This is a genomic window from Bradyrhizobium sp. LCT2, assembly GCF_009931255.1.
GTDB lineage: Bacteria > Pseudomonadota > Alphaproteobacteria > Rhizobiales > Xanthobacteraceae > Bradyrhizobium > Bradyrhizobium diazoefficiens.
The window spans coordinates 3081416-3095246 of the sequence record NZ_CP034432.1 but is presented as its reverse complement, the minus strand read 5'-3'; the positions used below and the strand labels follow the sequence as shown (position 1 = coordinate 3095246).

General features: G+C 63.3%; 18 protein-coding genes and 1 other RNA gene. 9 read left to right on the top strand and 10 right to left on the bottom strand.

What is annotated here, in order from left to right; all coding sequences use genetic code 11:
* Positions 1-89: 89 nt before the first annotated feature.
* Both EI171_RS15085 and EI171_RS15080 read right to left on the bottom strand, forming a co-directional pair.
* Entirely contained in the window at positions 90-620 is a 531-nt protein-coding gene (locus EI171_RS15085) for a chromate transporter (protein ID WP_011089256.1), read from the bottom strand.
* Complete coding sequence (locus tag EI171_RS15080; RefSeq protein ID WP_161533740.1) at positions 617-1222, bottom strand: chromate transporter; 606 nt, start codon at positions 1220-1222, stop codon at positions 617-619. The genes EI171_RS15085 and EI171_RS15080 overlap by 4 nt, the downstream gene beginning before the upstream one ends.
* An 83-nt stretch (positions 1223-1305) precedes the next feature.
* Between EI171_RS15080 and ssrA the strand changes: the two genes are divergently transcribed.
* From ssrA to EI171_RS15045, 7 genes are all read left to right on the top strand, one after another.
* Positions 1306-1672, top strand: a transfer-messenger RNA (tmRNA) gene (gene ssrA / locus EI171_RS15075).
* A gap of 114 nt (positions 1673-1786) precedes the next feature.
* Positions 1787-2305, top strand: coding sequence for an SspB family protein (locus tag EI171_RS15070; RefSeq protein WP_060908562.1), 519 nt, complete (start codon positions 1787-1789; stop codon positions 2303-2305).
* Positions 2306-2395: 90 nt separating this feature from the next.
* Complete coding sequence (gene fumC, locus EI171_RS15065; protein WP_161537005.1) at positions 2396-3829, top strand: class II fumarate hydratase; 1434 nt, start codon at positions 2396-2398, stop codon at positions 3827-3829.
* 276 nt (positions 3830-4105) lie between these two features.
* Positions 4106-4294, top strand: coding sequence for a DUF4169 family protein (locus EI171_RS15060; RefSeq protein ID WP_011089260.1), 189 nt, complete (start codon positions 4106-4108; stop codon positions 4292-4294).
* Positions 4291-4542 (top strand): ribbon-helix-helix domain-containing protein, encoded by a 252-nt coding sequence (locus EI171_RS15055; protein WP_011089261.1) that lies wholly within the window; start codon positions 4291-4293, stop codon positions 4540-4542. The genes EI171_RS15060 and EI171_RS15055 overlap by 4 nt, the downstream gene beginning before the upstream one ends.
* A gap of 116 nt (positions 4543-4658) precedes the next feature.
* Positions 4659-4934 carry a FeoA family protein gene (locus tag EI171_RS15050; protein ID WP_011089262.1) on the top strand — a complete coding sequence of 92 codons (276 nt, stop codon included), beginning with the start codon at positions 4659-4661 and terminating at the stop codon, positions 4932-4934.
* Positions 4935-4983: 49 nt separating this feature from the next.
* Complete coding sequence (locus tag EI171_RS15045; RefSeq protein ID WP_161533739.1) at positions 4984-6855, top strand: ferrous iron transporter B; 1872 nt, start codon at positions 4984-4986, stop codon at positions 6853-6855.
* A gap of 311 nt (positions 6856-7166) precedes the next feature.
* On the opposite strand, the gene EI171_RS15040 is transcribed toward EI171_RS15045, so the two are convergent.
* On the bottom strand, positions 7167-7922 hold the full coding sequence (locus tag EI171_RS15040) for an outer membrane protein (protein WP_060908565.1): 756 nt from the start codon (positions 7920-7922) through the stop codon (positions 7167-7169).
* A gap of 177 nt (positions 7923-8099) precedes the next feature.
* Complete coding sequence (locus EI171_RS15035) at positions 8100-8363, bottom strand: hypothetical protein (RefSeq protein WP_038966475.1); 264 nt, start codon at positions 8361-8363, stop codon at positions 8100-8102.
* Between the two features lie 175 nt (positions 8364-8538).
* Between EI171_RS15035 and EI171_RS15030 the strand changes: the two genes are divergently transcribed.
* On the top strand, positions 8539-9036 hold the full coding sequence (locus EI171_RS15030) for a GNAT family N-acetyltransferase (RefSeq protein ID WP_161533738.1): 498 nt from the start codon (positions 8539-8541) through the stop codon (positions 9034-9036).
* Between the two features lie 15 nt (positions 9037-9051).
* Here EI171_RS15030 and EI171_RS15025 read toward each other — a convergent pair whose 3' ends face one another.
* The 3 genes from EI171_RS15025 to EI171_RS15015 form a co-directional block, all read right to left on the bottom strand.
* Positions 9052-9537 (bottom strand): YkgB family protein, encoded by a 486-nt coding sequence (locus EI171_RS15025; RefSeq protein WP_028176182.1) that lies wholly within the window; start codon positions 9535-9537, stop codon positions 9052-9054.
* A 220-nt stretch (positions 9538-9757) separates the two neighbouring features.
* Positions 9758-10135, bottom strand: coding sequence for a RidA family protein (locus EI171_RS15020; protein WP_161533737.1), 378 nt, complete (start codon positions 10133-10135; stop codon positions 9758-9760).
* A gap of 56 nt (positions 10136-10191) precedes the next feature.
* Positions 10192-10791, bottom strand: coding sequence for a TetR/AcrR family transcriptional regulator (locus EI171_RS15015; RefSeq protein ID WP_110117054.1), 600 nt, complete (start codon positions 10789-10791; stop codon positions 10192-10194).
* A 99-nt stretch (positions 10792-10890) separates the two neighbouring features.
* Here EI171_RS15015 and EI171_RS15010 point away from each other — a divergent pair, with 99 nt between their 5' ends.
* Positions 10891-11628, top strand: a complete 738-nt coding sequence (locus EI171_RS15010) for a 3-oxoacyl-ACP reductase family protein (protein ID WP_161533736.1) — start codon at positions 10891-10893, stop codon at positions 11626-11628.
* A gap of 93 nt (positions 11629-11721) precedes the next feature.
* Here the strand turns inward: EI171_RS15010 and EI171_RS15005 are convergent, their stop codons facing one another.
* The 3 genes from EI171_RS15005 to EI171_RS14995 all read right to left on the bottom strand — a co-directional run bounded on the left by EI171_RS15005 (position 11722) and on the right by EI171_RS14995 (position 13682).
* Positions 11722-11949 carry a hypothetical protein gene (locus tag EI171_RS15005; protein ID WP_161533735.1) on the bottom strand — a complete coding sequence of 76 codons (228 nt, stop codon included), beginning with the start codon at positions 11947-11949 and terminating at the stop codon, positions 11722-11724.
* Positions 11950-12259: 310 nt separating this feature from the next.
* The gene (locus tag EI171_RS15000) at positions 12260-12502 is read right to left on the bottom strand and encodes a hypothetical protein (RefSeq protein ID WP_161533734.1); all 243 of its coding nucleotides are present in this window, start codon (positions 12500-12502) and stop codon (positions 12260-12262) included.
* 61 nt (positions 12503-12563) lie between these two features.
* A complete protein-coding gene (locus EI171_RS14995; RefSeq protein WP_028176188.1) occupies positions 12564-13682 on the bottom strand; it encodes a DUF2336 domain-containing protein in 1119 nt (372 codons plus the stop codon).
* Positions 13683-13831 lie beyond the last annotated feature (149 nt).

The following is a 13831-nucleotide window of genomic DNA, read 5'->3' as shown; positions in this document are numbered from 1 at the left end:
TCTCCTCCGCGACCCGTAAGTCACGCGCAGTGTTGTTCTAATCGGCTGGAAATGGATCCCTCGCCCGGATCACTGCCTAGCGATTTTCATTACACAATGCCAGCAAAACCCAACAAGCCCCCGGCGAGCAGGAGCCATAGTGGATTGATGCGCGAGACCGCTGCGAGCACCGCAACCATCGCGGTCAGAAGCACCGCAGCAATCGTGCGATCGGTCGCGTTGGCCAGGATCAGGGCACTCGCCGCCATCAATCCGATCGAGAGCGGAACCAATGCAGCCTGGATCAGGCCGGGCCAGCGCGATTGGCTCGGCCGGTTCAAGAGCCGGCTGACATAGTAGGCAACCAGCGCGGTCGGCAGGCACATGGCCAGCGTCGCTGCCAGCGCGCCGGGGATGCCGGCGACGGCATAGCCGATTAACGTCACGATAAGCACGTTCGGACCTGGCGAGAGCTGCGCGATCGCATAGGCATCAGTGAACTGCTTGTCGGTCATCCAGTGATGCACATCGACCGCGATACGGTGCATCTCGGGCACCGCGGCCGCGGCGCCGCCGACCGCGAACAGCGACATCAGAGCGAAGGTGGAGATCAGCGCCCAGATCGGGTTCTCGGCGTTCACGCTGCTACCTTCCGCCGCAGGAGGAAGGTGGCGCCGACACTCACGGGGATCGCGACCAGCAGCACCGTCTGGAGCGGCAGGCGAAGCACGCCGATGGCAAGGAACACGGCGAGCATCAGGATGAGCGCAACGGCGTCCATCCGCTTGAACAGCGGCGTCATCATGCGAAAGACGACCGCGATCAGGAGGCCGACCGCCGCGCAGGAGATGCCTGCGAGGATGCGGCGCAGCACCTCCACATCGCCGAACCGGGCGTAGATGATCGCAAGTACGGTCATGATCAGCGTCGGCGGCAGCAGCAGCCCGGCAAAGGCGGCAACGCCGCCCGCGATCCCGCGCAGCCGCGCGCCAAAGACCATCGACAGATTGACGATGTTGGGCCCAGGCAGGAAATGGCAGAGCGCGAAGGTTTCGTTGAACTCGTCCGCCGTCATCCAGCGGTGCTGCTCGACGATCGCCCGCCGGGCGAACACCAGAACTCCGCCGAAACCAGCCAGGGACATCCGGGCGAAGGCCACAAACAGCGCGGTCAGGTTGGGCGGAGGGCCGCTGGTCGCGGCACGATCCGGCTCTTGGGCGGCCGGTGCTGAATCCGGGGACATGTCAGGAGCTTAGAACGAGGGCCGCCGCAAGGCCAAGGCTATCCGGAACCTATCCAAAGGGAACCGCGCCATGCCGCGCCAAACCCCTGTCTTTCTAAACCTTTGCCCCCTATATTGGGGGTGCCGGTTCGCCGGCTATGGAAATAAACGGTCGTCGTAATAAACCATTCGGACCCGGGGGCGGTACCCGGCGCCTCCACCAAAGCCCACCAGCGGGCAGGCCCTAAAGCGGGTTTTGGCGGGGGCGAAATAGGATCGACGAGGGCGTAAAGGGCGTGCTTTTTCCCGGTATTGTTCCGCCGTTATCGGGCTACTGCAATAGTTGCCAACGACAACTTTGCTCCGGTTGCTCAGGCTGCGTAACGCAGTTTGAAAGACCATCTTAAAGTCCTAACGGGTTAAGCTCCGTTAGGCGGGGTTCGGAGGCACCTGGCAACAGAAGCCTCCACTTACCTTCGATTTCCTCCCCCACGGGGACTCCTGCTGACCCGTCAGGCGCGGTACTATTGCGGCTTGGCGAGTCGGGCCGGCAGGGCTCAACTCCTGGAATGCAACAGGACCACCATGGCGACCGATCATATCCGATACGATGTGCTGGCCCGCGACGCGCTGCGCGGCGTGCTGCGGAAGGTGCTGACCGACGCCGCGTCGCATGGACTGCCGGGCGAGCATCATTTCTTCATCACCTTCGTGTCGAAGGCCGAGGGCGTGAAGCTGTCGTCGCGGCTCCTGGCGCAATATCCGGAAGAGATGACGATCATCCTGCAGCATCAGTTCTGGGATCTGACCGTGCTCGAGGACCGCTTCGAGGTCGGCCTGTCGTTCGGCGGCATTCCGGAGCGGCTGGTGGTGCCGTTCAGCGCCATCAAGAGCTTCCTCGATCCGTCCGTGAAGTTCGGCCTCCAGTTCGACACGTCCGATGTCGCCGAGGTCGCGCCCGAGACGTTGCCCGCGGCCCCTGCCCCTTCGGCCCTGTCGGTGCCCACGCCCGCCACGGACAAGGCGGAGACCGCGGAAGAGCCGACCCCGCCGAACCAGGGCGGCGCCGAAGTCGTGCGGCTCGATCGTTTCCGCAAGAAATGATCTAGGCTACCGCGCGAGACCGTCGCGTCCGGCCAAACTGCCTATATAGAGGAGCACATGAAGAGGCCGCGCGGCATTTCGCGCGGCGGAATGGATGTGCTCATGGCCAAATCTGCACGCACGAAGACCGCTCGCCCCGCGACCCGCACCGAGACCGACAGTTTCGGTCCCATCGAGGTCCCCTCCGATCGCTATTGGGGCGCGCAGACCGAACGTTCGCGGCAGAATTTCCGCATCGGCACGGATCGCATGCCGATCGCGCTCGTGCATGCGCTCGGCATCGTCAAGCTCGCCGCGGCGCAGTCCAACCGCGAGCTCGGCCTGCTCGACCAGCGCCGGACCAGCGCCATCATCCGCGCCGCACGCGAGGTGATCGACGGCAGCCTCGACGATCATTTCCCGCTCGTCGTGTGGCAGACCGGCTCGGGCACACAGACCAACATGAACCTCAACGAGGTGATCGCCAACCGCGCCAATGAGCTGCTCGGCGGCGAGCTCGGCGCCAAGAAGCCGGTGCATCCGAACGATCACGTCAACATGAGCCAGTCGTCGAACGACTCTTTTCCCACCGCAATGCATATCGCGGCGGCGAGCCGCATCACCGCCGATCTCGTTCCAGCCCTTGGCGAACTGCTCCGTGCGCTGCGCAAGAAGGAGAAGGAGTTCGCCAAGATCGTCAAGATCGGCCGCACCCACACCCAGGACGCGACGCCGCTGACGCTCGGCCAGGAATTCTCCGGCTATGCCGCGCAGGTCGAAAGCGGGATCGCGCGACTGAAGGTCGCGGTGAAGGAGCTCTATCCGCTGGCGCAGGGCGGCACCGCCGTCGGCACCGGCCTCAACGCGAAGCCGCGCTTTGCAAGACTGTTCGCAAAGCACGTTGCCGGAATCACCAAACTGCCCTTCACCAGCGCCGCCAACAAATTCGAGGCGCTGGCCTCGAACGATGCCTATGTGCTGGCGCACGGCGCCATCAATTCGGTCGCGACAGGCCTGTTCAAGATCGCCAACGACATCCGCCTGCTCGGATCGGGTCCGCGCTCAGGGCTCGGCGAACTGATCCTGCCGGAGAACGAACCGGGCTCGTCGATCATGCCGGGCAAGGTCAATCCGACGCAGTGCGAGGCGATGACCATGGTGTGCTGCCAGGTGTTCGGCAATCACACCGCGATCACGGTCGCCGGCAGCCAGGGCCATTTCGAGCTCAACGTCTACAAGCCCGTGCTAGCCTACAACATGCTGCACTCGATCCGCCTGATGGCCGATGCCGCGCGCTCCTTCACCGAACATTGCGTCAGCGGCATCCGCGCCGACGAAAAGCGCATAAGTGAGCTGATGCAGCGCTCGCTGATGCTGGTGACCGCGCTCGCGCCGAAGATCGGCTACGACAACGCCGCCAAGGTGGCCAAGACGGCGCATGCCAACGGCACCACGCTGAAGGAGGAGGCGCTGCGGCTCGGCTTCGTCACAGCGGACGAGTTCGACCGTTTGGTGCAGCCGGAGAAGATGACGAAACCGGGGTAATTCCTAATTCCGATAGTCATCCGTAATGATACGGAGCCAAAAAGCTCATAATTGTAAGGCTTAAAGGACAGGATTTGATTACCGTCAATGTTCCGGAAAGACGGCGTGCTACGCAGCTATTCTGCCCTTGGCGGGGCGAAATTCATCGTTTGATGGCCCAAGGGGCCGATTGACGAGGACGAGCAAATGACAATCAAGTCTTGTGGGGCGCGACGCGGCCCCCTGTTTCTGAATGTTTCATCCTGCCTGAAGAGGATCGGATGATGGAGACGCGGCATGGGGAACGTCATCAACCTGAATCGTTTCCGGAAGCGCGCCGAGCGGGAAGCCTCGGCGAAGCAGGCGGACGCCAATCGAGCGAAGTTCGGCCGCACGAAGGCGGAGCGGTCGGCGGAGGAGACGCGCGCGGACAGGGCGAAGGAGCACCTGGACAAGCATCAGATCGATCGCGAGGAGCAGCCATGAAGTCGCCCGTCGTGAAACGATCGATCGTCGTCGCCGGTCACAAGACCAGCGTCAGCCTGGAAGAGGCGTTCTGGAACGGCATGAAGGAGATTTCGGGCCTGCGCAACATGACGCTGTCCGAGCTCGTCGGCGAGATCGACGGCAACCGCCAGCAGGGCAATCTGTCCTCGGCGATCCGCCTGTTCGTGCTCGACTACTTCAAGAGCCGCGCCATGGCCGTCCAGCCGGACAAGGTCCCGGCCCAATAGCCGGCAAGGCGTCTTTTCGGCGCGTCGGGGCGTTCGCACTTTAAAATCACTCTAAGGTGCAGCTTCCGGCGAGCAAGCGCGCTTGACCTCAATGCCCTGCGTTGAAAATACAGGGCATGACCGACACCAATGATACGCGCCCTCACATGCCGCTGGGTCTGGCCCTGCGCGGCTACACCGGCGTCATCCAGCACCTGTCCGCCAGGGACACCGGTTCGGCGCTCTCGGACATCGAGCTCGAGAGCCGGCTGATCGAACTCGGCTTCGTCGAGGGGGCCCGGGTCGAGGTCCTGCATGAGGGGCTGGTCGGGCGCGATCCCATCGCCGTGCGGGTCGACAGCATCACGATCGCGGTCCGTCGGCGCGAAGCCATGGCCATCATCGTCGCCTGAGGCGGCCGCCCCCTGACCTCAGGCCTTTGATCCCAGATCGTTGAAAATCATGGAAGCACCCCTCCTGCATCTCGCCCTGGTCGGCACGCCAAACAGCGGCAAGACCTCGCTGTTCAATGCCCTGACCGGCAGCCGGCAGAAGGTCGCGAACTATCCGGGCGTCACCGTCGAGCGCAAGGAAGGCTTCTTCGTCACGCCCCAGGGACGCCAGATCTCGGTGGTCGACCTGCCCGGCACCTATTCGCTGCGCGGCCGCAGCCCGGACGAGGAGATCACCCGCGACTTCGTGCTCGGCAAGGCCTCCGGCGAGACCGTGCCCGACCTCGTGCTGTGCGTGGCCGATTCCACCAATCTGCGCTTGACCATCCGCCTGCTGCTGGAGCTCAAGCGCACCGGCCGGCCGATGATCCTCGTGCTCAACATGTTCGACATCGCCGCGCGCCGCGGCATCACGGTCGACGTCGAGCGGCTCGCCAAGGAGCTCGGCGTGCCCGTGGTCACCTCGATCGCGGTGCGCAAGGGCGGCACGGCCGATCTGTTGACGCTGACCGACGAGATCTCGGCCACGCTCGCCACCGAGCCTGCGGAGAACACCTGGCGCGCGCTCAGCGTCGGCGAATTGCGCTCCACCCAGCGCGAGGCCGACCGCATCATCGCCGACTGCGTCAGCTTGCCGAGCCGGCCTGACACCTGGACCGCGCGGATCGACGCGGTGGTGCTGCATCCCGTCGGCGGCCTCATCGTGCTGGCGCTGATCCTGTTCGTGATGTTCCAGGCGGTGTTCGCCTGGGCGCAGCCGCTGATGGAGCTGCTCAATTCCGGCTTCGACGCGCTCGGCGAGTTCGTGCACACCACCCTGCCCGCCGGCCTGCTCCAGAGCTTCCTCCAGAACGGCGTGATCTCAGGCGTCGGCAGCGTGATCGTGTTCCTGCCGCAGATCATCATCATCTTCCTGTTCATCCTGCTGCTGGAAGATTTCGGCTACATGGCGCGCGCCGCGTTCCTGATGGACCGCATCATGGGCGGCGCCGGCCTGCACGGCCGCGCCTTCATCCCGCTGCTGTCGAGCTTTGCCTGCGCCATTCCCGGCATCATGGCGACGCGCGTGATCGACAACAAGCGCGACCGGCTGACGACGATCCTGATCGCGCCGCTGATGACCTGCTCGGCGCGCATCCCGGTCTACACGCTGATCATCTCGGCCTTCATTCCGGCGAAGGACGTCTGGGGCTTCATCAACCTCCAGGGCCTCGTGATGTTCGGCCTTTACGCCGCCGGCATCATCAGCGCGCTTGCCGTCTCGTTCCTGATCAAGTTCTTCATGCTGCGCGACTACGCGCCGGCCCCGTTCATGCTGGAGCTGCCGGACTACAAGATGCCGCGGCTGAAATCGATCGCGATCGGCGTCTACACGCGGGCCAAGATGTTCCTCCACCGCGCTGGCACCACGATCTTCTCGATGATGGTGCTGATCTGGTTCCTGGCCTCGTTCCCGCAGCCGCCGGCGGGCGCGACCGAGCCCGGCATCGACTTCAGCCTCGCCGCCATCATCGGCAAGGCGCTCGAGCCGCTGCTCGCCCCCGTCGGCTTCAACTGGCAGATCGCGGTCGCCCTGATCCCGGGCATGGCGGCGCGCGAGGTCGCGGTCGCAGCGCTCGGCACGGTCTATGCGATCGAAGGCGGCAAGGAAGCGGCCGAGCAGATCGGCCAGGTGCTGGCGACGAAATGGTCGCTCGCCACCGCGCTGTCGATGCTGGCCTGGTACATCTTCGCCCCGCAATGCGCCTCGACGCTGGCCGTGATCCGGCGCGAGACCGGAAGCTGGCGATGGATGGCGGTGACCTTCAGCTACATGCTGGTGCTGGCCTATGCCGCGAGCCTCGTGACGTACAACGTCGCGGTGGCGTTGGGGGCGGGATAGAGTCCCCTCTCGAAACTAAAAACTGCGAAAACAACCCCATGCACAGTAGACGGGGTCGTGAAATCAATGGATTACGAATTATCCGAATTCGCTTGACCCGTCGGGCAAGACACCGGCATGATGGCATCATCGGGAAGCGTCCGCCAACGATTGATCGCGGCCCGCATCCTCGACAAGTCCGCACAATTCACTCGCGCCTGGCCTTGCGACATCGCAGGAATTGATGCCGGACCTCCATCGTTTTCTTCGGCTTCCCATGAAAAGGCCCCGGTCGATGCCGGGGCCTGAGTTCACCGGGAAGACACACAGACTCAATAGCGAGCAGCGACCGGAGCACCGAAACCACCGAAGCGGTAGTTCAACCGAAGCGTAACCATGTCCACATCCTGGCTGATCCCGCTGCCGGTGAGCGCCAACCCGCCGGGCGTGACCACGCCTGCGAAGCCGAAATTGTCGCGTCCCATCCAGAGATGGTCGTACTCGATACCGGCCGACCAGTTCGGCGCAAAACCATATTCCCAGCCGACACCCAGGGCGCCGCCCCAGCGCGTGTGACCTGCCGAAGCCAGTCCGACGCCGGTGACGTTGTTGAATATATCGAATCGATTGCGGGTCACGGCAGCGCCGCCCTTCACGTAGAACAGCGAAGCGTTCCATGCCCAACCGAGCTGGGCTGTGAACAGCCCAATGGCGTCGGTCTTGCCTGTGGTCGAGATCAACGGATCGATCAGGCTGACGCGCGTGTTCTTGATCTCGGCCCAATCGCCCTGAGCTTCCAGACCAAGCACAAACTGATTGGTTTGCCAGCGGTACCCGATCTGTCCACCCGCAAGACCACCGGAGCGATCGGCGCAGCCACCTGCTACCGTCCCAGCGGGCGTTACGAAGTCGACGCAACCATGGCTTTGCCCCCAGCCACCGTTGGCCCCGATGTAGAATCCGCTCCAGTTGTAGACCGCCACCACTGGTGCCGGCGGCGGCGCCTTGACGGCCATGTCGGCCGCCATGGCCGGAGCCGCCATACTCAGTGCCACGAAGCCGATCGCAGCAGTCGAAAACTTCCTCATGGTCTCGTCCCCTTTTTTGCTCTTTCGTTCAAATTCGCTGTCTCGTCCAGAAATGAGCACCCATGCTGACCAGGTGCATAAGGTTCGCGAATGTGAGGAACTTTACGCGGGCAGGAGTCCTGAAGCCCGTATCAAAATGGCAACACCCAAGCGCCATCTCTATGCACCGTAGCGTGCTTAATCGATGCCCGACGCTTCTGACGGTAGAGAGCCGCCGTCATCGTTGAGCCACGCATGGATATCTGGCGCCGGAATGAGCCGCCTCGGAACGTGAGGATTGATCGTACCTGCAAAAACAGAAAGGCCTTCATCGAGCTTTGCGCGCGCGAACAACTTGGCTTCGTCCTCGGTCGCGAACGTCCGCGTCTCGCGCGGACTGCGCTGCCTCGGCAAAACGCCACGTTGTCGAATTTCAAAGCTGACGTACCAAGTCGGGATCATCGCACCTGTCAACCTGTGAGCCTCGAAGTCGGGTTGTGGCGCGATCGTCATCCGCGTATTTGATGCAGATCAAACCCCGCGCGTCACACCGGCGATCGGGAGGTTGAGTAAGACGTCGGCAGGACGGCATCGTCGGCGCAACAATCGATGCTCACTTCGAACGCCGCTAACCTCATTGGATCACTTCCGCACCAACAGACTGACCGCCGAGAAACTGCGCGACGATGATCTCGCCGACCTCGTCACACTCCATCTCGATCCCGACGTGTCCCGCTATCTCGGCGGTGTCCGTTCGGCGGAGGCGACGAAGACTTATCTCGCCGTCAACATGGCCCATTGGGACCGGCACGGTTTCGGGCTCTGGGTGCTGCGAACGAGAGACGGAGCATTCGCCGGACGGGCGGGGATCAGGCACATCCTCGTTGATGGTATCGACGAGATCGAGATTGCCTATACGTTCAAACGCGACCTCTGGGGCCAAGGATTTGCGAGCGAGACCGCCGCGGCGCTGACGCATATCGGGCTGTCGCAACTCGCGCTGCCGTCGCTCATCGGCCTGGTCTTCGTCGAACATGGCGCGTCGCGCCGCGTCCTAGAGAAATCCAATTACATTCTGGAGAAGAGCACGACGCATCACGGCGAGGACGTCGTGATCTACCGGATCCGGCGGTGAGCGACGCCCCAACGCTCAGCCGGTGCGCAGCCGAATGGCCGATCGCGGCAATGAGGCCAGAAACAGAACGGCGCAGACGCACAGCAAGACGATGTCCTTGAACAGGAACTCGCCGGTCAGATTCCACGCCATGGGATCGGATGACAGGCTCCATGTGACGACGCCCGGCGTCGTGAAGAAGAACGACCATGTGATCGCGAAGGTCACCACGCCCATGAATGAACCGACGGCGGACAAGACCGGGCTGAAGCTACCTGCCGCCAGCAGCGCGGCAATCACGAATTCGGCAACACCGAGAACATAAGCCTCTCCCCTCAGGCCGAAGATCGACAGCCAGGAGATGAACGGACTGTTGGTGATGAACTGCGCGATGCCCTGCGCGGATTGCAATGTGAATTTCTGCATTCCGAAGGACACGAATATGACCACCATGACCCAGCGGAGAATGGCGAGCGGACGATACGAACCTCCACCATTCTCGGCAACGTTGAATTCCTTCATGTGACGATCTCTCCCCGGAATGCGCATCCATCAGCGTGCGAAGAAGATACGTTCGCTGAAAGCTGTACGAAGAGACCTTTCCGCCGTTACCTGCATCCGGAGTTCCACTGATCACAGGTGCGTGCAACGGCGTGTGTCGGCGCCATGATCGAAGGCAATTCCGAGAAGCTACCAGCAGCGCTCCGCGACGGATCGCAGCGCCCAAGCGGCTCGAGGCCCGTCAGGCCGAGATGATTGCCACCACTTCAATCTCGACGCGGGCCGATGTCGGCGTCAGGGCGCTGACCTGGACGAGCGTGCTGGCCGGGCGCACCGCATCGAAGGCTTCAGAGTGGGCGCGCGCCACATGCTCGGTGTCCGCCATATCGATCACGTACACCACGGTACGGACGACATGCCGCATATCGGCGCCAGCCTCGGCCAATGCGTCGGCGATCAATGCGAGTATCGCCCTGGCTTGCAGGTAGGCGTCGCCGTCGAGGTGCGGCGGGCGAGCCGTCGTGCCGGAAATGAAGACCTGGTTTCCGACGCGGACGGCGCGGGAGTAGCCATAGGTGTCTTCAAACGCATATCCCGATGAGATGTTTTGCCTCGTCAACGACGCGCTCCTGTGGGTTTCGGGCTGCACCCTTCTCGGCCAGCATTGAATTGTAGCTACTTGTAGCCCTCGCCCGGCCACGCAACCATCGCCGCCTTGGCTGCGCCTCTCAGCTCCGCCGGCGTGGCGCCGTCCTTGGCCTGGATGGCCATGCCCTGGAAGACGCTGAGATAGAACCGGCTCAACGCCTCTATGTCGGTTGCGGCAGGTAGCTCGCCATTGGCGAGGCCAGCCTCCAGCCGCGCGCGCAAATTGCCGAGCATGTCGAGCCGGACTCTTCTGATCGCGCGGGCGATCGAGGCCGGCCATTCGTCGCTGACGGCGCCCAGCACGGCCATGCAGCCGGCCGGTGCCGAGCGGGATTTCGGCAGGATCTCGGCCGCCCCGATCAGCAGGTTCTCGACGCCGGCGCGCGCGGTTGCTCCTTCGCCAAGCCTGTCCCAGACCGGAGGCCCATAGGTCAGGACGTAATGCTCGATCGCCGCAAGATAGAGCGCCTCCTTGCTCTCGAAGGCCGCATAGAGGCTCGGCGAGCGGACGCCCATGGCTTCGCAGAGGTCGTGCATCGAGGCGGCCTCGAACCCCTTGCGCCAGAACAGCAACATGGCGGCTTCGAGTGCCGCCTCGCGGTCAAATTCTCGTGGTCGTCCCGCCATCGCAGCTCTTTCTGTAATGATCAACACATAATTGGCTTGACGCGGCCGATCAAGCCTCCACATATTCTGTGTCGATCGTTACATAATTGGAGAAGACAGATGACGCTGGCAGGAAAACGGGCCCTGGTGACGGGCGCAAGCAGGGGTATCGGTGCGGCCATTGCAAAGGCGCTAGCCGCGGAAGGCGCCGACGTCGCAATCACCTATGAGAAGTCCGCAGACAGCGCCGCCAAGGTGGTTGACGCCATCAAGGCCGGCGGACGCAAAGCCGTGGCGATCCAGGCCGACAGCGCGGATGTCGCCGCCGTCCAGGCCTCGGTCGAAAAGACCGTCGCTGCGCTGGGCGGACTCGATATTCTGGTCAACAACGCCGGAATTCTTCGCCTGGGCGGCCTCAACGACATTTCGCTTGGGGATATCGATGCGCTGCTGAACGTCAACGTCCGTTCGCCGATCGTCGCGAGCAAAGCCGCGCTGCGCCACCTTGGCAAGGGCGGCCGCATCATCACCATCGGCAGCTATTTCGCCGACCGCGTGCCTTCGCCAGCGCTCGGCGTCTACGCGGCGTCGAAGTCGGCGCTATCAGCGTTCACGAAAGCGCTGGCGCGCGAAGTCGGCCCCAGGGACGTCACGGTCAACCTGGTGGCACCGGGCTCGATCGACACCGACATGAATCCAGCGCACGGCCCGACCGCGGAGACGCTGAAACAGTTCATGGCGCTCGGCCGCTACGGCGCCACGGATGACATCGCGAGCGCCGTGGCGTTCCTGGCGAGCCCGAAGGCCAGGTACATCACCGGCACGACATTGACGGTCGACGGCGGCGCCAACGCTTGAGCGTTCCACCCGGTTGCAGGAGGCCGCCACCGAGGCGGCCTCCTGCTCGCGGTCGACGTCAAATCATTCGGTGTAGCTTTACTTCGTGTAGCCCTATTTCGTGTAACCTTGGCTCGTACACCACCACATGGCGTCAGCCGAGCTCGAACCGTGCTCGATGACGTATTTTCGGCACGCTTCGTAATTGACGGCATAACGCTTGGCGCACGGGACGGACGAAATGGTGCCGCTACTGAAAGAGCATTTGTACTGAGCGTTGGCTGTCGGCATCGAAAGGATTGTGACAGCGAGCCCGACGACGAGGAAAGCGAAGGTCTTCATGGCTATCTCTCCCGAATCCAGGGACAGCGAGCGCTATCCCAGGTGGTATGATAGCATGCTCTCCACCGCGCCTGTTCGGCGAGTGCCCGTTCGGGATCGTGGAGCTGCGTTGCGGAAATGACGGTGAAACCGATCACCACCGCCGCGCTCGAGTGCATAGCCCGGATGGAGCGCAGCGTAATCCGGGGGCTTCTTGCACAGCTTGCAGGGTGGGCAAAGCGCAGCGTGCCCACGCACTTTTTACGACCATGAAGAGATGGTGGGCACGGCGCAAGTGCGCCTTTGCCCACCCTACGAGACCTGTTGTATCTTACCTGAAATACCCAAGCACGAGATCGATATCCGAGCTGCCGGCGACCGTGCCGTTCAGCTCGGCGTCGATGACGCGGCGGCAGGCTTCGATCGCGGCGTGATCGCCGAGATCGTTGGCGGCTTCCAGCACGAGCCAGGCGGCGTCGACCGAGGCCTTGTCCGGAGCTCCGCCGCCGACATCGGCGCCGAAGGCATTGTTGAGGTTCTTCTTGCGAACGGCGGTGCCGAATTGAGGCAACATTTGCAAATACTCCCCTGCCAATTCCCGGGTGATGCTCAGTGGACCTGCTTAGTGGACTTGCTCAGTGGACCTGGAGTTCGGGCTGACGGCCCGCATCGGCACCCGCGCCGGTCTTGCGCGACTGGTAGAACTTCAGGATGCTGCGCGAGGTCTCGATCTTGAGCCGGCTGAACTCGCGCTCGTTGTCCTGGAGCTCGCGCGCGGTGATCAGATGATCCTTGGCGCCGAGGAACAGCAGCGACATCGTCGTGTCCCAGGAGAAGTTGAGCGCCTTGCACAGCACCAGGATCATCTCGCGGTTGCGGTCCATCAGCGCGCGCTCGATCACGTCGACCGGCAGCGCCGATAGCAGCGACAGGCCGATCTGCACCTCGTCGAAGCGGTGCTGGCGCGCATAGTTCGAGATCGAGTCCTGGTTGAGGTTGCCCTGGCGGTACTGCGTCGTCACCACGCGCTTGGCGACGAAGTAGCTGCGCGAGGACGGGCCGAACTTGGATTGCAGATCGCCGGTGACCTCTGTCACCGAGCTCTGGATCTGCGCCATCATCTCAGGGCGCTCGCTCTCGAGCCGGCGGCGGACGTCTTCCGACGCTTTCGAGATGAGCTGCTGGAAGATGTGGCGCGGCACGTCCTTGCGCAGGCCAAGCTGCTCGGCAAGAATCGAATCGCCCTCGGCGCGGCGGACCATGTGCAGCAGGCCCGAGCCGGAGAAGCGCGCGCCCTCGTTCCTGGCGACCGACGTCACGACCTCCTGGTCGCCGCGCTTGACCAGCACGTCGGTCACGGCCTCGCCGATGGATTTACGCTGGGCAATCGCGAGCAGATGCGACTGGCTCTTGGTCAGGGCGCTCTCGACCAGCATCTTCTCGTCGAGACGGGTGGAGTCGCGCAGCACGGGGCCGGCGACCGCGATCTCGTCGTCGAGAGCGAGCTTTTCGATGACATTGAGCGGAGCGTGATCGCAGGCCGCCATCAATTCGGAGAGCTGCGTCCGCGCGGCAACCTCGATCTCGTCGGCAAGCCGGCCGATGACCTCGCCGAACATGCTGATCTCGTCGTCGCTGTAGCGGCCGGTGATCAGGATGTCGGTCGCGTGCCACAGCGCGCGTGCCCGGCTTTCGTCGGTGCCGCGCGCGATCGCGTCGTCCAGATCCTGTAGAAGCGTTTTCGCCCCGTTCATGTCGATCACCCCAGTTCTTGGTCGTTCTTTGGCGAGCCATCCCGCCTGTGCTGGCGCGACGCCGAATTCCTCTGACACCCGACACTAGGGAACAAACGCGAGAATCCGGTAAAGTCGGCAGATCAGTTTTGCCGACGAGAATTCATTCA

Excerpts from the sequence above, each read along its gene's own strand:
- EI171_RS15080 (WP_161533740.1), bottom strand. The coding sequence starts at position 1,222 with ATGTCCCCGGATTCAGCACCGGCCGCCCAAGAGCCGGATCGTGCCGCG.
- EI171_RS15070 (WP_060908562.1), top strand. The coding sequence starts at position 1,787 with ATGGCGACCGATCATATCCGATACGATGTGCTGGCCCGCGACGCGCTG.
- fumC (WP_161537005.1), top strand. The coding sequence starts at position 2,396 with ATGGATGTGCTCATGGCCAAATCTGCACGCACGAAGACCGCTCGCCCC.
- EI171_RS15060 (WP_011089260.1), top strand. The coding sequence starts at position 4,106 with ATGGGGAACGTCATCAACCTGAATCGTTTCCGGAAGCGCGCCGAGCGG.
- EI171_RS15055 (WP_011089261.1), top strand. The coding sequence starts at position 4,291 with ATGAAGTCGCCCGTCGTGAAACGATCGATCGTCGTCGCCGGTCACAAG.
- EI171_RS15050 (WP_011089262.1), top strand. The coding sequence starts at position 4,659 with ATGACCGACACCAATGATACGCGCCCTCACATGCCGCTGGGTCTGGCC.
- EI171_RS15045 (WP_161533739.1), top strand. The coding sequence starts at position 4,984 with ATGGAAGCACCCCTCCTGCATCTCGCCCTGGTCGGCACGCCAAACAGC.
- EI171_RS15040 (WP_060908565.1), bottom strand. The coding sequence starts at position 7,922 with ATGAGGAAGTTTTCGACTGCTGCGATCGGCTTCGTGGCACTGAGTATG.
- EI171_RS15035 (WP_038966475.1), bottom strand. The coding sequence starts at position 8,363 with ATGATCCCGACTTGGTACGTCAGCTTTGAAATTCGACAACGTGGCGTT.
- EI171_RS15025 (WP_028176182.1), bottom strand. The coding sequence starts at position 9,537 with ATGAAGGAATTCAACGTTGCCGAGAATGGTGGAGGTTCGTATCGTCCG.
- EI171_RS15015 (WP_110117054.1), bottom strand. The coding sequence starts at position 10,791 with ATGGCGGGACGACCACGAGAATTTGACCGCGAGGCGGCACTCGAAGCC.
- EI171_RS15010 (WP_161533736.1), top strand. The coding sequence starts at position 10,891 with ATGACGCTGGCAGGAAAACGGGCCCTGGTGACGGGCGCAAGCAGGGGT.
- EI171_RS15005 (WP_161533735.1), bottom strand. The coding sequence starts at position 11,949 with ATGAAGACCTTCGCTTTCCTCGTCGTCGGGCTCGCTGTCACAATCCTT.
- EI171_RS15000 (WP_161533734.1), bottom strand. The coding sequence starts at position 12,502 with ATGTTGCCTCAATTCGGCACCGCCGTTCGCAAGAAGAACCTCAACAAT.
- EI171_RS14995 (WP_028176188.1), bottom strand. The coding sequence starts at position 13,682 with ATGAACGGGGCGAAAACGCTTCTACAGGATCTGGACGACGCGATCGCG.